Here is an 18,256-nt window from a genome sequence, read left to right on the forward strand (position 1 = left end):
ATGAGGTTTGCAAGCGTTATCGTTGATGTGAAAGCGATGCAGACAGACAGAGCATTTGATTATCTGATTCCTGAAAAATGGACAGGTTTTATCAAACCTGGAATGCGTGTGATCGTGCCATTTGGCCCCCGCAAAGTTCAGGGGTTTGTGATTGGCATTAAAAATGAAAGTGAATTTGATCGTGTAAAGCCAATCGCTGAAGTGATGGATATCACGCCTGCACTAACAAAGGAACTGCTTGATATCGGCCATTGGCTTACACAAACAACGTTATGCTTCAAGATTTCTGCCTTCCAGGCAATGCTCCCGGCTGCGATGAAAGCGAGATATGAAAAGGAAATAGTCCTTGTTTCTGATGAATACAGACCGAACCTTCACCCAAAAGTCCTTCCATGGTTTCAAAGCAGAAGAAGCGTTTATTGGAAAGACATTGAAAAAAGCGACTCTGTAAAAGAATTTCAAATGGAAATTGAACGGGGTGTCCTTGAAGTTATTTATCAGGTAAAACAAAAAAATAAAAAAAAGACTCAAAAATATATCACTTCGAATGCAGAAATAGCCGAATTAAAGAAAGAATCAGAGTCTGGTTCTGCGCAAGCAGCAAAACAAAAGCTCATTCTTGATTACTTTATTAATAACAGCGGTATATCTGTGCCGCTGCAAGAGCTCCTTTTGCATTTGAATATTACAGACTCTCCTGTGAAAACGCTCATTAAGAAGAAACTGCTAAGGGAAGAGAATGTGGAAATTTATCGTGATCCTTATGAGGACCGTACTTTCAAAAAGACAGAACCGCTTGCATTGACTGCGGAACAGCAGACTGCCATTTCTCCAATCCTGAACTCGGTTGAACAAAACCGGCATGATGTCTTTTTAATGTATGGTGTAACAGGCAGCGGAAAAACAGAGGTATATCTGCAGTCTATTGAGTCTGTCCTGAACCAGGGCAAAGAAGCAATCGTTCTCGTTCCTGAGATTTCGCTTACCCCGCAAATGGTCAATCGATTTAAAGGAAGATTCGGTTCGCTTGTGGCTGTGCTGCACAGCGGTCTTTCTGTCGGAGAAAAGTACGATGAATGGAGAAAGATTCATCGCGGTGAGGTAAAACTTGTCGTTGGAGCAAGATCTGCGGTGTTCGCTCCATTTACTAATCTTGGAATGATTATTATTGATGAGGAACACGAAGGAAGCTACAAGCAAGAAGAGAATCCCCGCTACCATGCGAGGGATGTCGCCATTTACCGTGCAAAATTTCATCAATGTCCAGTTGTTTTGGGAAGTGCAACTCCTTCATTAGAGTCGTTTGCAAGAGCAGGGAAAGAAGTGTATCAGCTGATTTCCTTAAAAGAACGTGTGAATCAGAGGCCGCTGCCCCAAGTTGAAGTGATTGATATGAGGGATGAATTAAGAAGCGGAAACAGAACCATGTTTTCATCTTCCCTGCTTGAAAAGCTTCAGGACCGAATAGCAAAAAAGGAGCAATCCGTCTTATTTTTAAATAAACGGGGATATTCTTCTTTTGTCATGTGCAGAGACTGCGGCTGTGTGACCGGATGCCCGCATTGTGAGATTTCCTTAACTTATCATAAGCATGGATCTCAATTAAAATGCCATTATTGCGGGCATGAGGAGCCGATGCCAAAGGTTTGTTCTGAATGCAGCAGCGAACATATCCGGTTCTTCGGAACGGGAACTCAGCGGGTAGAAGAAGAACTTGCAAAAGTACTGCCGGAAGCAAGAATCATCCGCATGGATGTGGATACGACGGGACGGAAGGGCTCTCATGAAAAATTACTGACGCAGTTTGGCAATAAAGAGGCAGATATCCTTTTAGGAACGCAGATGATTGCAAAAGGCCTGGATTTTCCTGATGTAACCCTTGTAGGGGTTCTAACAGCGGATACAATGCTGCATTTGCCGGATTTCCGCTCATCTGAAAAGACCTTTCAGCTGCTGACACAGGTAAGCGGCAGAGCAGGCAGACATGAATTGCCAGGCGAAGTTGTCATTCAGTCCTATTCACCTGAGCATTACAGCATTCAGCTTGCAAGCCATCATGATTATGATTCTTTTTATCAGCAGGAAATGCTGACAAGAAAGCAGCATGCTTATCCTCCTTTTTATTATCTTGCTTTAGTAACGGTGTCTCATCCCGATCTCCTTAAGGCTGTTTCAGTCACCGAGAAAATTGCGAAGCACCTGAATCAAAGACTTTCTGATACAGTCAAGATCCTTGGACCCGTAGCTTCGCCTATTCCAAGGATAAACGATAGATATCGCTATCAATGCATGATAAAATACAAGCGGGAAGAAAATCTGCACGCATCACTTAAAATGATTATCGAACGCTATCAGCAGGATATGAATAAAAATCAATTATCCATCAGCATCGATTTAAATCCAAATACCATGATGTAGGGTTTAGATGGAGCGTATGCGTCTAAACTAAATAAAATAAAGACAAATCTGGAGGATGTTTCATTGGCTATAAAACCAATTGTCTTGCACCCGGCAGATGTGCTGGAGCAAGAATGCGAACCTGTCACCAACTTTGACAGAAAGCTGTCAAAGTTGTTAAAAGATATGTATGATACAATGATTGAACTTGACGGAGTGGGTCTTGCAGCTCCTCAAGTTGGTATACCCATTCAAGCAGCTGTTGTTGACATAGATGACCATCATGGAACAATCGAACTGATTAATCCCGTTATTATAGAAAAGCGCGGTTCTCAGTCAGGACCTGAAGGCTGCTTAAGCTTCCCGGGATTATATGGAGAAGTTGAGCGCAGCGATTTTGTTAAAGTCAGAGCTCAAAATCGAAAAGGCAAACCATTTGTCATAGAAGCAAATGGTTTTTTAGCTAGAGCGATCCAGCATGAAATCGATCACCTGCATGGAATCCTGTTTACTGCAAAGGTGAAAAAATACCTAAAAGAAGAAGAGTTAGAAGAATTGGAAGGATGATTGGCATGACAAGAATTGTTTTTATGGGAACGCCGGATTTTTCTGTTCCTGTTTTAAAAAGACTGGTGGCAGAAGGCTATGAAGTTGTTGGGGTTGTAACTCAGCCTGATCGTCCTAAAGGCCGTAAAAAAACGTTAACACCTCCTCCTGTAAAAGTAGAAGCGGAAAAACAAAATATTCCTGTGCTTCAGCCGGAAAAAATCAGAGATAAAAAAGAGCTTGAGCAAGTGCTTGCTCTTAAACCGGACCTGGTCGTAACTGCTGCATTCGGTCAAATTCTGCCGAATGAATTATTAGAAGCGCCGCAGTTCGGCTGCATTAATGTTCATGCATCATTGCTTCCTGAGCTGAGAGGCGGTGCGCCTATTCATTATTCAATCCTTCAGGGCAAAAAGAAAACGGGCATCACAATCATGTACATGGTTGAAAAACTAGATGCCGGTGATATCCTGACTCAGGCAGAGGTGACAATTGAAGAGCGTGATCATGTAGGCACTCTTCATGATAAATTGAGTGCTGCCGGGGCTGATCTTTTGGCAGAAACGCTGCCTGCACTGCTTGAAGGAAAACTGACTCCCCGCAAGCAGGATAATGAAAAAGCAACATTCGCATCAAATATTAAGCGAGAACAAGAGAAAATTGACTGGACAAAAAGCGGTCAGGAAATCTATGACCACATCCGCGGTCTCCATCCATGGCCGGTTGCCTATACCCACTTAAATGGCCAAGCAGTAAAGATCTGGTGGGGTGAAAAAATGCCAAATAAAAATGCAGCAGCACCAGGTACAGTAATTGGAATCGATTCTGATGGCATTGTTGTGGCAACTGGAGACAGCACGGCAATCAAAATTACAGAGCTGCAGCCATCCGGGAAGAAAAAGATGAGCGGAGAAGATTTTTTAAGAGGCACGCAAATGCAAGCAGGAGAAAAGTTGGGAGAACAAAATGAAGAAAACAAATAATGTCCGCGAGGTTGCTTTAGAAACACTGCTGACAATTGAAAAAAATCAGGCGTACAGTCATCTTCTTTTAAATTCCATGATCAAGAAGAACCACGTGAAGGAAATCGACATTCCGCTGCTGACCGAAATGGTTTATGGAACCCTTCAGCGCAAGGATACGATTGATTTTTACCTGGCGCCTTTTCTGAAAAAAGCAAAAAAAATAGAACAGTGGGTCATGAACCTGCTTCGCCTTTCGGTTTATCAAATGGTTTATTTGGATCGTGTGCCGGAGAGAGCCGTATTATTTGAAGCGGTGGAAATTGCCAAGTCACGGGGACATAAAGGAATTGCCTCTTTGGTTAATGGCATTTTAAGGTCGCTTCAGCGTGAAGGTCTTCCTGCCTTTGATTCAATCAAAGGTGAAGCAGAACGGATTGCTGTTGAAACAAGCCATCCTGTCTGGCTTGTTAAGCGCTGGATCGCACAGCTTGGAGCAGATGAGACAAGAAAAATGTGCGTGGCTAACTTAACACCGCCAAGCGTGACCTTGCGGGTGAATCAAATGAAGCAATCACCTGAGGAACTGATGGACGTACTTGCTGAAAAAGGGATTCAAACCGAAAAAGGCGACCTAACAGATGATGCAATTAAAAGTCTGAAGGGAAATCTTGCTCAAACAGAAGAATTTAAAAAGGGCTTCTTTACAATCCAGGATGAAAGCTCAATGCTAGTGGCAAGAACGCTTGGATTGCAAAAGGGCGACAATGTACTGGATGCATGCGCTGCACCTGGCGGGAAATCAACCCATATAGCTGAGATTCTCGAGAATACAGGCTCTGTCTATTCACTTGATCTGCATGAGCATAAGGTAAAGTTAATTAAAGAGCAGGCAGACCGTTTGCAGCTCAGCAATATTAAGACAGAAGCGCTCGACAGCAGAAATGCCGACAGCCGATTTGAAAACGTCCAGTTTGATAAAATTTTAGTGGACGCACCTTGTTCTGGGTTTGGTGTCATCCGGCGAAAACCGGATATTAAATATTCAAAAACGGAAGAAGATGTTAAGCGTCTGTCGGAAATTCAGCTGGCAATTCTTTCTTCAGTCGCGCCTTTATTGAAAAAAGATGGTACACTAATCTATAGCACATGTACAATTGATCATGAAGAAAATGGACAAGTCGTACAAGCATTTTTAGAAAAACACAGGGATTACGAGCTGGATCATTCATTAACAGACCGTTTGCCGGAGCCTGCAAAACCATTTGCAGCTGATGGACAGCTTCAAATATTGCCGCACTATTTCGGCACGGACGGATTTTATATAGCAAGCTTAAGAAAGAAGGTGTAAAAATGGAAGAAGTAAAACGAACTAAAAAAGCAGTCATCAAAGATCAAGTAAAACCTTCCATTTATTCTCTTGAACTCGGAGAATTGCAAGACTGGTTAACAGAAAAAGGCGAAAAGCCGTTCAGGGCTGCACAAATTTTTGACTGGCTTTATATAAAAAGAGCATCCTCTTTTGAGGAAATGTCAAATCTATCCAAAGCGCTGAGAGGCAAGCTTGATGAGCATTTTGTTTTAACAACACTTAAAACAATCATTCAGCAAACTTCAAATGACGGCACAATGAAGTTTTTATTTGAACTTCATGACGGTTATTCAATTGAAACCGTATTGATGCGCCATGAATATGGAAATTCCGTTTGTGTAACTACACAAGTGGGCTGCCGGATTGGCTGTACGTTCTGTGCGTCTACACTCGGCGGATTAAAACGCAACTTAGAAGCAGGAGAAATCGTTGCTCAGGTCGTAAAAGTACAAAAGGCACTTGATGAGCTGGGAGAACGTGTGAGTCATGTGGTTATCATGGGAATTGGCGAACCATTTGATAATTATGATGAAATGATGGGATTTCTTAAAATCATAAATCATGATGATGGATTAAATATTGGAGCCCGCCATATTACTGTTTCAACGAGCGGGATCATTCCAAAAATCTATAAATTTGCAGATGAACACCTGCAAATTAACTTTGCCGTTTCTCTGCATGCACCAAACACGGAGCTGAGAAGCCGTTTAATGCCAATCAACAAGGCGTATAAGCTTCCTGAGCTTATGGAAGCCATTGAGTATTATGTGAATAAAACAGGCCGACGTGTAAGCTTTGAATATGGTTTATTCGGAGGAGTAAATGATCAGGTAGAGCACGCTGAAGAGCTCGCGAAGCTTATTAAGCATCTCAAATGTCATGTGAACTTAATTCCGGTCAACTATGTGCCTGAACGAGACTATGTCAGAACTCCAAGAGAACAGATTGATCTGTTTGAGAAGACATTGAAAAAACGCGGCATAAATGTAACGACCAGACGAGAGCAGGGGCACGACATTGATGCAGCATGCGGTCAGCTTAGAGCGAAGGAGCGCAAAGAAGAGACGAGGTGACTTCATGGAAACCGTTATTGTAACAGACAGGGGAAAAGTAAGGCAGCATAATGAAGACAGTGTTGGCGTCTTTAAAAATGAAGACGGAGATGTGCTGGCAGTTGTTGCAGATGGTATGGGGGGTCACTTAGCAGGGGATGTTGCAAGTCAAATGACGATTGCAACTCTGAAGGAAATGTGGGAATCAGCTTCCCGCATTTCTTCTCCTGACCTTGCTGTAAATTGGCTTAAAGAGCATATCGAAAAAGTTAACTCTATTTTACTTGAACATGCATTGACGCATCCCGATTGCAAAGGCATGGGTACAACGGTTGTTGCAGCTATATGCACCGAAAGCTTTGCTACAATCGGCCATATCGGCGACAGCAGGGGATATTTATGCAATACTGACGGTTTTAAACAAATTACAGAGGATCATTCACTTGTAAATGAACTCGTGCGTTCAGGACAGATTTCAAAGGAAGATGCAGAACATCATCCGAGAAAAAATGTTCTTGTCAGGGCTTTAGGTACTGAAGAACACGTTGAACTGGATCTAACATCCATTTGTCTAGAGGAATCTGATATCCTGCTTTTATGTTCAGATGGACTATCCAACAAAGTTGGCGAGAGTGAAATGAAGCAGACATTAACCTCTCTCGGGTCACTGAACGAGATTGCATTGTCTTTGGTCAATCAGGCAAATGATAATGGGGGAGAGGATAATATTTCACTCGTCATCGTCAAACAGCCGTCTGAAATCAAAGAGGGTGATCAGACGTGTTAATTGGCAAGCGATTAAGCGGCAGGTATAAAATTCTTCGGGTTATTGGCGGCGGAGGAATGGCGAACGTATATTTGGCGCGGGATATGATTTTAGATCGCGATGTTGCAATGAAAGTCCTAAGATTTGATTTTTCAAATGACGATGAGTTTATTAAGCGATTCAGACGTGAGGCACAATCAGCAACAAGTCTTGCACATCCGAATATTGTCAGTATTTTTGATGTTGGGGAAGAAGACGGCATCTACTATATCGTCATGGAATACGTTGAAGGCAATACGTTAAAACAATACATACAGCAATATGCACCGCTGCATCCCAGAGAAGCCTTAAATATAATGGAGCAGATTGTATCAGCAATCGCACACGCCCATGAAAATCATATCGTTCATCGTGATATTAAGCCGCATAACATTTTGATCGATCCGCATGGAAATGTGAAGGTAACTGATTTTGGCATCGCAATGGCATTAAGCTCCACAACGATTACCCAGACAAACTCTGTGCTCGGGTCAGTACATTATTTATCGCCTGAGCAGGCCCGCGGAGGAATGGCGAATAAAAAATCAGATATTTATTCCCTGGGGATTGTTCTTTTTGAGCTGCTGACTGGCAGACTGCCTTTTGACGGAGAATCTGCCATTTCAATTGCGCTGAAACATCTGCAGTCTGAAACACCTTCAGCTAAACGGTGGAATGCTACGATTCCGCAGAGTGTTGAGAATATTATTTTAAAAGCAATGGCAAAGGATACCTTTCACAGATATGAATCCGCTGAAGAAATGGAAGAAGATATTACATCTGCGCTTAAACCAGAGCGTCTAAATGAAGAGAAATTCGTTATTCCTGAAGATAATGAAGCAACAAAAGCGATTCCAATCATCACGGATTCAAATATGTATGAAAAAACCGATGACACCCTTGTGCGCCCGCAAGAGAATATTGGTAAAGAAGCATCAAATAAGCCCATAAAAGAAGCAAATAAAAAAGGCAAAAAAGAGAAAAAGAAAAAAAGCAAAGCCGGCAAGATCATACTGACAATCTTTCTTCTGCTATTGGTCGCAAGTGTGGCCGCGGTAACGATTATCCCTCCGCTGCTTATGCCAAAGGACGTTGAGGTACCTGATTTAACGGGAATAAAATATGAAGAAGCAGTTGAACAGCTGATTGCAGATGGGTTTGTTGTGGATGACCCAATTCATATAGAAGATGAAGAAATTCAGGAAGGCTTTGTTGTTAAAACAAAACCGGAAGCGGGCAAAACGGTAAAAGAAGGAGATACAATCATCATTTATGAAAGCTCAGGCAAAGAGAAGGTGGAGCTGGATGACTATGTTAACCGTGATATTAACCGTGTCCGTGATCTTCTTGTAAGAAAAGGGTTTACAAATATTAAAGTGGAAGAAGAATTTAATGAAGCAGCTGCGGGAACGATTTTAGAACAGGACCCCGTACCTGGAGTGGAGGTTATTCCAGGAGAAGATGAACTGGTCTTAACGGTAAGCAAAGGACCTGAGGAGTTTGAGCTTCAGGATTTAACAGGTTATTCAGAGGAAGCTTTAAATGTTTATATTGAAGAAAACGATCTGGAATTGGTCAGGAAAGATGTTTATTCAGACACAGTCAGCAAAGGAGAAGTCATCTCTCAATCTCCTGGACCATCTGAAAAAGTACTCCCTGGAGATACGCTTGAAGCGACAATATCGCTTGGTCCGGAACCAATGCCAATTCAAAAAGTGAAGAAAACGATTGAAATTCCTTATCCGCCAGAGCTTGCAGGACAGCCAGCCGAGGTTAGTATTAACATAGATGATGCAGAGCATTCTATTTCAGATGTGTATGATAAGTTTACGACCACTGAAACCACTACGCGTGAAATAGAATTTTCAATTGCTCCTGATGAGAAAGCTTTTTATCAGGTAATCATCGACAATAGGGTAGTGAAATCTGAAATTATTCCATACCCTGAGTAATTGTCTGCAGTAATCAAGGAGGAAATGTATGCCTAAAGGCAAAATTATTAAAGCGTTAAGCGGATTCTATTATTGTCTTGACGGAGAGCGGACGATCCAGTGCCGCGGCCGCGGTGTTTTCCGTAAAAACAAAGTAACACCGCTCGTTGGAGACGAAGTCATTTACGATTATGAAAATGAACGTGAAGGCACTATTCAGGAGGTACTGGACCGGAAAAACGAGCTTGTTCGTCCTCCGATTGCAAATGTCGATCAGGCCATCCTTGTTTTTTCTGCTGTTGAGCCTGATTTCAGCACGGTGCTTCTTGACCGCTTTTTAGTCCTTATTGAATCGAATGATATTGAGCCGATTATTTGCATCAGCAAAACGGATCTAATTGAAGACGAAAAACAGAAGAATGAAATTTTAGCCTATGCGGATGATTACCGCAAAATGGGATATGAAGTGAGACTAACTTCTACACTTGAGGCTGATGGCATCGCCGAACTGCTGCCATTGTTAAATAACCGCATCTCTGTATTTGCCGGACAGTCCGGTGTTGGAAAATCATCTCTTTTAAATGTGCTGCGCCCTGAACTTGCCCTTAAAACCAGTGACATCTCCTCTCACTTGGGACGCGGAAAGCATACGACAAGACATGTAGAGCTTATTCCAGTCGGTTCCGGATTAGTGGCAGATACGCCAGGCTTTAGTTCACTGGAATTCATGAATATTGAAGCAGAAGATCTGTCTTATTGTTTTCCGGAAATGAGAGAAAGAAGCGATCAATGCAAATTCAGAGCCTGTACACATGTGTCAGAACCAAAATGCGCGGTTAAGACAGCAGTGGAAAATGGGGAAATCCCGAAATACCGGTATGACCATTATTTGAGCTTTATTGAAGAAATTAAGGATAGAAAGCCGAGGTACTAACCATGATTAAAATTGCACCATCGATTCTTTCAGCTGATTTTTCCCGCCTTGGAGCAGAAATTGAAGATGTTGAAAGAGGGGGAGCGGATTATATTCATGTCGATGTGATGGATGGGCATTTTGTACCTAACATCACAATCGGTCCTCTGATTGTCGACGCAATCAGACCGGTGACAAAGCTCCCTTTAGATGTTCATTTAATGATTGAGAATCCTGACGCTTTCATTGGTACATTTGCTAAAATGGGAGCGGATATCATTTCTGTTCACGCAGAAGCATGTCCTCATTTACACCGGACCATTCAGCTTATTAAGTCTGAAGGTGTAAAAGCAGGGGTTGTACTTAATCCCCATACACCGGCAAATGTCATTAAGCATGTTCTCGATGACCTTGATCTGGTTCTTCTTATGACAGTGAACCCCGGGTTCGGCGGCCAATCTTTTATTCATTCTGTCCTGCCGAAAATTACGGAAGTAGCAAAAATGGTGAAGGAACGCGGGCTGCAGACGGAGATTGAAGTAGATGGCGGAGTAAATGCAGAAACAGCTATGCTTTGTATAGAAGCAGGAGCAAATGTGCTGGTAGCAGGTTCAGCCATATACAATCAGCCTGACCGCATGAAAGCGATACGTGAAATAAGAAACGCTTAAGAACCGCTTTTGCGGTTCTTTTTTTAAGAATTCAATCGATAAAAAAAATAAATCATAATAATATTATGTAAATTAGAAACAAGCAAGGATGAATGAAATGAAATCAATTTACATTGTTGCAGGCGGACCGAAAAAGTATATACCATCCTTAACCAGATATGATGCGGATCCTGTTATCTGGATTGGTGTCGACAGGGGAGTTATCTACCTCCAGGAAGCAGGCATTGCACCTGCCAGAGCATTTGGCGACTTTGATTCTATTACAGATCAAGAACGTGAGAATTTATCAAAATCGTCTCTCCATATAGACTTATTTCCCTCAGAAAAAGATCAAACTGATACGGAGATTGCTTTAGAATGGGCAATTTTACGGGAACCTGATGAAATTCTTCTTTTTGGTTCAACCGGGGGAAGACTCGATCATTTTCTTGCCAATACGCAGCTGCTTGCAAAGTACCCGGATGCACCGATTAAGATCATTGATCATACGAATGAAATTACAGTGCACCTGCCAGGCACTTATAAGGTCGTGAGAGAAAGCAGTCATCCGTATATTTCGTTTCTTCCTGTAAGCGGGGAAGTAAAAGGCATAACCCTTGAGGGCTTCAAATATCCGCTGTCAAATTGTCATATTAAGCTTGGCTCTACATTATGTATTAGTAATGAACTTATTCTTTCGTTCGGTACTTTTTCATTTGAGCAAGGCATATTAATGATGGTAAGAAGTACTGATGAATAACTTCTGGAGCGTTTTTTAAACTATGATGTTTAAAAAAATAATCGGGGCTGCACTGCTTCGCATACGATGAAGAATGGAGAAAATCAGATCCGCTGAATCTTTCATCATCATTTTGAACGAATGGCTGAGGAGGGAAAGTATGAAATTTTATACGATCAAATTACCGAAGTTTTTAGGTGGCATCGTTCGGGCGATGCTGGGCTCGTTTAAAAAAGATTAAGAGCAGAAGCAAAGCGCCCTGGTCATTCAGGTAAAATAGAAAATGGCCTAAGAAGGCGCTTTTTGCCTTTTTAGGTCATTTTGGAATCTTTAAGAATATAAAAAAAGCACCGCCTTTTAGCAGTGCTTTTTTCATATGTTTTAAATCCCGTCCTGAATTCGTTCAAAAATCTATAGAAATGAACGGGTCAAAAGCTTAAAGCTTTTGATTAAACACGCTCAACTTTACCAGATTTTAAAGCTCGAGCAGATACATATACGCGTTTTGGTTTGCCGTCAACTAAGATACGTACTTTTTGAAGGTTAGCACCCCAAGTACGTTTTGAAGCGTTCATTGCGTGAGAACGTGCGTTTCCAGAACGTGTTTTTTTACCAGTGATTACGCATTTACGTGCCATCGTATTCCCTCCTAACTGCAAAAAACCTTTCCAATTCAAACATACTAATCTTGTTTGTCATGAGATACTTTAATAATTTATCACAACTCCTTTCGGAATGCAATAGTTCTTGCTTTTGCTTTCAAGAATTTTTCCTTGACATACATGGATATTTCAGGCTGAATTATACTATAGGGTAAGATTACCCGTGGCAGCGCTTTAGAATCACTTTTAAAAATCTCTTGTATATAGTAAAATAGCTTTAGCCTATGCGAACAATACCAAAGGGGGAACAATCATGTCCATTGAGATGAAAACAAAGTACGGACAAATTGACATATCCAACGAAGTCATTGCAACGGTTGCAGGCGGTGCAGCAATTGACTGTTATGGCATTGTCGGAATGGCATCAAAAAATCAGATCAAAGACGGCATCACTGAGATCTTAAGAAAAGAAAATTTCAGCCGCGGAGTTATTGTCCGTCAGGAAGAAGATCATATCAATATTGATATGTACATTATCGTCAGCTACGGAACTAAAATCTCTGAAGTGGCTCATAATGTTCAAACGAAAGTAAAGTACACACTGGATAAAACAGTTGGACTAGCTGTTGATTCAGTCAATATTTTTGTTCAGAGTGTTCGTGTAACGAACCCGTAGTAAGGAGGAAAAAGTCCGTGTCAATTACAACTTTAGATGGAAAACGTTTTGCGGAAATGATTTTGCAGGGAGCAGGTCACCTGTCAAACAATGCAAAATACGTTGATGCATTAAACGTTTTTCCTGTTCCGGATGGAGATACTGGAACAAATATGAACCTTTCGATGACCTCAGGTGCAAAAGAGGTTAAAAATAATGTTTCTGAACACATTGGAAAGGTCGGTGCAGCACTCTCAAAAGGCCTTTTAATGGGAGCGCGCGGGAATTCGGGTGTTATACTGTCCCAGCTGTTCAGAGGCTTCTCAAAAGCGATCGAATCAAAAAGCGCGATTACAAGCGCTGATTTTGCAAATGCGCTTCAGGCTGGTGTCAACACTGCTTATAAAGCGGTTATGAAACCCGTTGAAGGTACGATTTTAACAGTTGCCAAAGATTCTGCCAAAAAAGCGGTTGATACAATTGAAGCTGATTCATCTATTTCAATTGATCAATTAATGGAAGCGATTTTAACAGAAGCTAAAGCATCTTTAGATAGAACGCCGGATTTATTGCCTGTACTTAAAGAGGTCGGAGTAGTCGACAGCGGCGGACAGGGTCTTGTATTTGTATATGAAGGTTTTCTTGCTGAGCTGAGAGGCGAAAAAGTGTCAAATATTAAGGTTACTGCTTCGATGACTGATCTTGTGAGTGCTGAACATCATAAAAGTGTAGCTTCCCACATCAATACTGAAGACATTGAATTTGGCTACTGTACAGAATTCATGGTGCGGTTTGAAGATGACAAAGACGCTTTTACTGAGGAAACGTTCAGACAGGATTTAAGCGAGCATGGTGATTCTTTATTAGTCATTGCTGATGATGAAATCGTTAAAGTACATATTCACGCAGAATATCCTGGACAGGTTTTAACATATGCCCAGCGTTATGGAAGCCTGATCAACATGAAAATTGAAAACATGCGCCAGCAGCATACAAGCTTGCTTGATAACGTCCCGTCTATGCCTGCGGCTGAACCTGTTTCCAAAAAGAAAGAAAAACAAAAATACGGGATCGTTGCCGTGACAATGGGGAAAGGCATTGCTGATCTTTTCAGAAGCATCGGCTCACATTCTGTCATTGAAGGCGGACAAACGATGAACCCAAGCACAGAGGATATTGTTCAGGCCATTAAAGATGTTCATGCAGAGAATGTCATTATCCTGCCTAACAATTCAAACATTGTCATGGCTGCTCAGCAGGCGGCATCTGTTGTTGATGATCACGTAATCGTTATTCCTTCAAAAACAGTGCCTCAAGGAATGGCAGCAATGCTTGCCTTCAATCCTTCAGCATCTGCTGAAGACAATGAAGAAATCATGAAGGACGCTCTGGGCTCTGTCAAGACAGGTCAAATTACGTACGCTGTCCGCGATACGAATATTGACGGTCTTGATATTGAAAAGGGCGATTTTATGGGAATCGCAAATGGCAAAATTGTATCAAAGGACACAAACCAATTAGCCTCTGCGAAAAAACTTCTTGAAACCATGATGTCTGAAGATGATGAAATTCTAACAATTCTTCAAGGTGAAGATGCTGCTGATGATGAATTGCAGAAATTGGTGCAATTCATCGAAGAAAAATATACAGAAATAGAAGTAGAAGTTCATAAAGGTGAACAGCCTTTATATTCTTACATCTTTTCAATTGAATAGTACAATAAAAGTAGAAGGGGTTCCCCCTTCTATTTCTTATGTAAGCTGAAATTTCATAAGCTTTCCTTATCTTTCTTTTTTCCAGTATAATTACGTTTTCGCAATGGGTCATTTTCTGGTAAACTGAGATTTGCAGGGGAGTTTTAGATTTTGTCAGTAACTTTTTTCAAAGCTTAGGGGGATTTTATGAAATATAGAAGTGTATTTGATATCATTGGACCCATTATGATCGGTCCGTCAAGCTCGCATACAGCGGGGGCTGCAAGAATCGGGAGAGTGGCACGGAGCCTGTTTGGAAGAGAGCCGAAGTGGGCGGCTATTTCGTTTTACGGCTCGTTTGCCAAAACCTTTAAAGGACATGGCACAGATGTAGCCATTATCGGCGGATTGCTTGATTTTGACACATTTGATGAAAGAATAAAAACATCTTTAGAGATTGCAGATCAAAAAGGAATGAAAGTAACCTTCACTGAAGAAGAAGCCATAACCGATCATCCGAATACAGCACGTGTCATCATTGGCGACGATCAAGGCCAGCTGGAGCTTGTGGGTATCTCGATCGGCGGCGGCAAAATTGAAATTACTGAACTGAACGGATTTGAATTAAAATTATCAGGAAATCATCCTGCCATATTAGTTGTACACAATGACCGTTTTGGCGCCATTGCAGCTGTAGCGAATGTTCTGGCGAAATATGCGATTAATATCGGCCATATGAATGTAGCACGCAAGGAAAAAGGCAAGCTTGCTTTAATGACAATTGAAGTAGATCAAAACATTGATACTGCTGTACTGGATGAACTTAAAACACTGCCGAATATTCTTCAAGTAACGAAAATAGCAGATTAAGCTGAAAGAAGCAGTGATGTGACTGGGGGAAAGAATATGTTTCGAAATGTAGCAGAACTAATCGAACTTGCAGAAAGCAAGGGCGTTAAAATAGCAGAAATTATGATTCAGCAGGAAATGGAAATGACCGGAAGAACACGCGAACAAATTTTGTCCATGATGGATCAGAATTTAACGGTGATGGAACAAGCTGTTGAAAAGGGACTTGCCGGGGTGAAATCTCATTCAGGGCTGACTGGCGGGGACGCTGTTCTTATGCAGGCCTATATCCAAAAGGGTAAATTCCTTTCTGGAGAAATTATTTTGGATGCCGTCAGTAAAGCGGTTGCAACCAACGAAGTAAATGCTGCTATGGGAACAATCTGCGCAACTCCTACTGCAGGATCAGCGGGCGTTGTTCCAGGTACTCTTTTTGCTGTAAAAGCTAAGTTAAATCCAAGCAGAGAACAAATGATTGATTTTTTATTTACGTCTGGTGCTTTTGGATTTGTTGTTGCAAATAATGCATCTATTTCTGGAGCTGCCGGGGGCTGTCAGGCTGAAGTCGGATCTGCTTCAGGCATGGCTGCAGCTGCCATAACGGAAATGGCAGGCGGCACACCTAGTCAGGCCGCAGAGGCAATGGCTATTACTCTGAAAAATATGCTCGGACTAGTTTGTGATCCGGTAGCCGGTTTAGTAGAAGTTCCGTGCGTAAAAAGAAATGCTATGGGTGCAGCAAATGCAATGATCGCTGCTGACATGGCTTTAGCAGGCATAACGAGCCGCATACCATGTGATGAAGTAATCGATGCGATGTTCCGCATTGGTCAATCCATGCCGACTGCCCTTAAAGAAACAGCGCAGGGAGGACTCGCGGCAACTCCAACCGGCCGTGAACTCGAGGCGAAAATTTTTGGGATCCCGCTTGATGAACGCGGACAATAATCTCTTGCAGCCTGTCGGTGCCGTAAAGGGGATAGGGGCGGAGTTTGAAGAGATCTTAAATGGAATGGGCATTTATACAGTAAAAGACTTAATTGAATATTTGCCATATCGTTATGAAGATTATCGCCTGAAGGACTTAGCGGAAGTACAGCATGATGAACGAGTGACAGTCGAGGGGAAGGTTCATAGTGAACCTTCTCTTGCCTTTTTCGGCAAAAAGAAATCAAGGCTGACTGTTCGGGTTCTCGTTGGAAGATATTTAATCAGCGCCGTATTTTTTAACCGCCCATATTACAAAAAGAAGCTGGAGCTGCAGTCCACGATTACCATTTCAGGGAAATGGGACAAACACCGGCAGACGATTTCCGTCAGCGAAATTGTATTTGGTCCTCAGGCAAAACAGCATGAAATAGAACCGGTGTACTCTGTTAAAGAAAAGATAACAGTCAAAACGATGAGAAAGTTCATTAATCAGGCATTGAGTCAATACGCTTCTGGCATAACGGATATGATTCCTGAGCAGCTGATGTCTGCCTATCGTCTGCCGCCAAAAAAAGAGGCAATTTTTACGATGCATCATCCACTGAAGCATGAGGATTTAAAGCATGCAAGAAGATATTTTGTCTATGAAGAATTCCTACTATTCCAACTGAAAATGCAGGCTCTGCGAAAATTTCAGCGGGAGCAGTCGCATGGAATTATCCATCAGATCGATCCATTGCAATTAGAAGGATTTACGGAATCACTTCCATTTCCGCTAACAAATGCTCAACAAAGGGTTGTCAGTGAAATTTTAACCGACATGAAGTCAAATTACCGCATGAATCGCCTTCTTCAGGGAGATGTAGGCTCAGGTAAAACAGTAGTTGCGGCCATTGCCATGTATGCCGCTCATTTATCAGGATATCAAGCTGCCCTGATGGTTCCGACGGAAATTTTGGCAGAACAGCATGCAGAATCACTTGCTCAAACCTTCAGCAGCTTCCCTGTCACTGTCGCCTTGCTGACTAGTTCAGTGAAAGGGAAAAAAAGAAGAGAATTGCTGAAGAGAGTTGCAGATGGTGAGATCCAATTTATAGTCGGAACACACGCCCTGATTCAGCAGGATGTCCATTTTGCAAAGCTTGGACTTGTTATTACAGATGAACAGCATCGCTTTGGTGTTGAGCAGAGAAAAGTGCTTCGGGCTAAAGGAGAAAATCCGGATGTCCTGTTTATGACAGCTACTCCAATTCCAAGAACGCTTGCCATCACGGCATTTGGCGAAATGGATGTCTCTGTGATCGACGAACTTCCGGCTGGCCGAAAACAAATTGAAACGTATTGGGTGAAGCACGAAATGCTGGACCGCATTCTTCGTTTTATTCATAAAGAGCTGCAGGCTGGAAGACAGGCTTATGTTATCTGTCCCCTTATCGAAGAGTCGGATAAGCTTGATGTTCAGAATGCAATCGATGTTCACAGCACCCTCGTTCATTTTTACAAAGACAAATGGAATGTAGGACTGATGCATGGCAGACTGACAAGTGCTGAAAAAGATGAAGTGATGAGAGAGTTCAGTGAAAACCGGGTTCAAATTTTGGTTTCGACAACGGTTGTTGAAGTAGGAGTCAATGTACCTAACGCGACTGTTATGATGATTTATGATGCAGAGCGCTTCGGACTTTCACAGCTCCATCAATTAAGAGGACGAGTAGGAAGAGGAAGCTCACAGTCATACTGTATCCTGCTTGCTGATCCGAAATCAGAAACCGGCAAAGAACGCATGCGGGTTATGACAGAAACAGCGGATGGCTTTGAGCTGTCAGAGAAAGATCTTGAACTTAGGGGCCCGGGAGATTTTTTTGGAAGAAAGCAAAGCGGTATGCCTGAGTTTAAAGTGGCTGATATGGTACATGATTACCGTGCGCTTGAAACGGCCCGGAGTGATGCGGCAAAGCTCGTACAATCCGAAGCTTTCTGGCAGTCGAATGATTACAGGGAGCTCAGAGAGTATCTGGAAAAAACGGGTGTTGTTGATGGTGATAAATTAGATTAATAGAATACGAAAACATAGAAAGCAGATTGCATTTGGACCTTGCAATCTGCTTTATTTGATTATATACTACTATTAGTACCTAGTCTTAAGAGCGCGGACGGTG

General features: G+C 42.1%; 17 protein-coding genes. 16 read left to right on the forward strand and 1 reads right to left on the reverse strand.

The genetic code is table 11. The features are described 5' to 3' along the window. From priA to spoVM, 11 genes are all read left to right on the forward strand, one after another. Complete coding sequence (gene priA / locus QLQ22_RS10765; protein ID WP_284016600.1) at positions 1-2,418, forward strand: primosomal protein N'; 2,418 nt, start codon at positions 1-3, stop codon at positions 2,416-2,418. Between the two features lie 63 nt (positions 2,419-2,481). Continuing rightward, positions 2,482-2,964, forward strand: a complete 483-nt coding sequence (def, locus tag QLQ22_RS10770) for a peptide deformylase (RefSeq protein WP_223442198.1) — start codon at positions 2,482-2,484, stop codon at positions 2,962-2,964. 5 nt (positions 2,965-2,969) lie between these two features. Further along, positions 2,970-3,926 carry a methionyl-tRNA formyltransferase gene (gene fmt, locus QLQ22_RS10775; protein WP_223442200.1) on the forward strand — a complete coding sequence of 319 codons (957 nt, stop codon included), beginning with the start codon at positions 2,970-2,972 and terminating at the stop codon, positions 3,924-3,926. Continuing rightward, complete coding sequence (gene rsmB / locus QLQ22_RS10780; protein WP_223442202.1) at positions 3,910-5,256, forward strand: 16S rRNA (cytosine(967)-C(5))-methyltransferase RsmB; 1,347 nt, start codon at positions 3,910-3,912, stop codon at positions 5,254-5,256. The genes fmt and rsmB overlap by 17 nt, the downstream gene beginning before the upstream one ends. 2 nt (positions 5,257-5,258) lie before the next feature. Then, on the forward strand, positions 5,259-6,350 hold the full coding sequence (gene rlmN / locus QLQ22_RS10785; RefSeq protein ID WP_223442205.1) for a dual-specificity RNA methyltransferase RlmN: 1,092 nt from the start codon (positions 5,259-5,261) through the stop codon (positions 6,348-6,350). A 4-nt stretch (positions 6,351-6,354) separates the two neighbouring features. Continuing rightward, positions 6,355-7,116, forward strand: coding sequence for a Stp1/IreP family PP2C-type Ser/Thr phosphatase (locus tag QLQ22_RS10790; RefSeq protein ID WP_223442207.1), 762 nt, complete (start codon positions 6,355-6,357; stop codon positions 7,114-7,116). Continuing rightward, positions 7,110-9,086: a Stk1 family PASTA domain-containing Ser/Thr kinase gene (pknB, locus tag QLQ22_RS10795; protein ID WP_284016601.1), complete on the forward strand. Its 1,977-nt coding sequence runs from the start codon at positions 7,110-7,112 to the stop codon at positions 9,084-9,086. Before QLQ22_RS10790 ends, pknB begins: the two co-directional genes overlap by 7 nt. A gap of 28 nt (positions 9,087-9,114) precedes the next feature. Then, complete coding sequence (gene rsgA / locus QLQ22_RS10800; RefSeq protein WP_284016602.1) at positions 9,115-9,999, forward strand: ribosome small subunit-dependent GTPase A; 885 nt, start codon at positions 9,115-9,117, stop codon at positions 9,997-9,999. 2 nt (positions 10,000-10,001) lie between these two features. Next, positions 10,002-10,649, forward strand: coding sequence for a ribulose-phosphate 3-epimerase (gene rpe / locus QLQ22_RS10805; protein ID WP_284016603.1), 648 nt, complete (start codon positions 10,002-10,004; stop codon positions 10,647-10,649). 97 nt (positions 10,650-10,746) lie between these two features. Continuing rightward, positions 10,747-11,388 (forward strand): thiamine diphosphokinase, encoded by a 642-nt coding sequence (locus tag QLQ22_RS10810; protein ID WP_284016604.1) that lies wholly within the window; start codon positions 10,747-10,749, stop codon positions 11,386-11,388. 139 nt (positions 11,389-11,527) lie between these two features. After that, positions 11,528-11,608 carry a stage V sporulation protein SpoVM gene (spoVM, locus tag QLQ22_RS10815; RefSeq protein WP_003328987.1) on the forward strand — a complete coding sequence of 27 codons (81 nt, stop codon included), beginning with the start codon at positions 11,528-11,530 and terminating at the stop codon, positions 11,606-11,608. A 208-nt stretch (positions 11,609-11,816) separates the two neighbouring features. Here the strand turns inward: spoVM and rpmB are convergent, their stop codons facing one another. Continuing rightward, entirely contained in the window at positions 11,817-12,005 is a 189-nt protein-coding gene (rpmB, locus tag QLQ22_RS10820; protein ID WP_101565215.1) for a 50S ribosomal protein L28, read from the reverse strand. A gap of 277 nt (positions 12,006-12,282) precedes the next feature. On the opposite strand from rpmB, the gene QLQ22_RS10825 reads away from it, so the two are divergent. The 5 genes from QLQ22_RS10825 (at position 12,283) to recG (ending at position 18,153) form a co-directional block, all read left to right on the forward strand. Next, positions 12,283-12,645 (forward strand): Asp23/Gls24 family envelope stress response protein, encoded by a 363-nt coding sequence (locus tag QLQ22_RS10825; protein WP_070879137.1) that lies wholly within the window; start codon positions 12,283-12,285, stop codon positions 12,643-12,645. 17 nt (positions 12,646-12,662) lie between these two features. Continuing rightward, complete coding sequence (locus QLQ22_RS10830) at positions 12,663-14,339, forward strand: DAK2 domain-containing protein (RefSeq protein ID WP_284016605.1); 1,677 nt, start codon at positions 12,663-12,665, stop codon at positions 14,337-14,339. 186 nt (positions 14,340-14,525) lie between these two features. Next, positions 14,526-15,188, forward strand: coding sequence for an L-serine ammonia-lyase, iron-sulfur-dependent subunit beta (sdaAB, locus tag QLQ22_RS10835; RefSeq protein ID WP_223442225.1), 663 nt, complete (start codon positions 14,526-14,528; stop codon positions 15,186-15,188). Between the two features lie 36 nt (positions 15,189-15,224). Next, positions 15,225-16,115: an L-serine ammonia-lyase, iron-sulfur-dependent, subunit alpha gene (gene sdaAA / locus QLQ22_RS10840; RefSeq protein ID WP_223442228.1), complete on the forward strand. Its 891-nt coding sequence runs from the start codon at positions 15,225-15,227 to the stop codon at positions 16,113-16,115. Next, on the forward strand, positions 16,099-18,153 hold the full coding sequence (recG, locus tag QLQ22_RS10845) for an ATP-dependent DNA helicase RecG (RefSeq protein ID WP_284016606.1): 2,055 nt from the start codon (positions 16,099-16,101) through the stop codon (positions 18,151-18,153). Before sdaAA ends, recG begins: the two co-directional genes overlap by 17 nt. Positions 18,154-18,256 lie beyond the last annotated feature (103 nt).

It is taken from the genome of Metabacillus hrfriensis (assembly GCF_030127205.1).
GTDB lineage: Bacteria > Bacillota > Bacilli > Bacillales > Bacillaceae > Bacillus_P > Bacillus_P dongyingensis.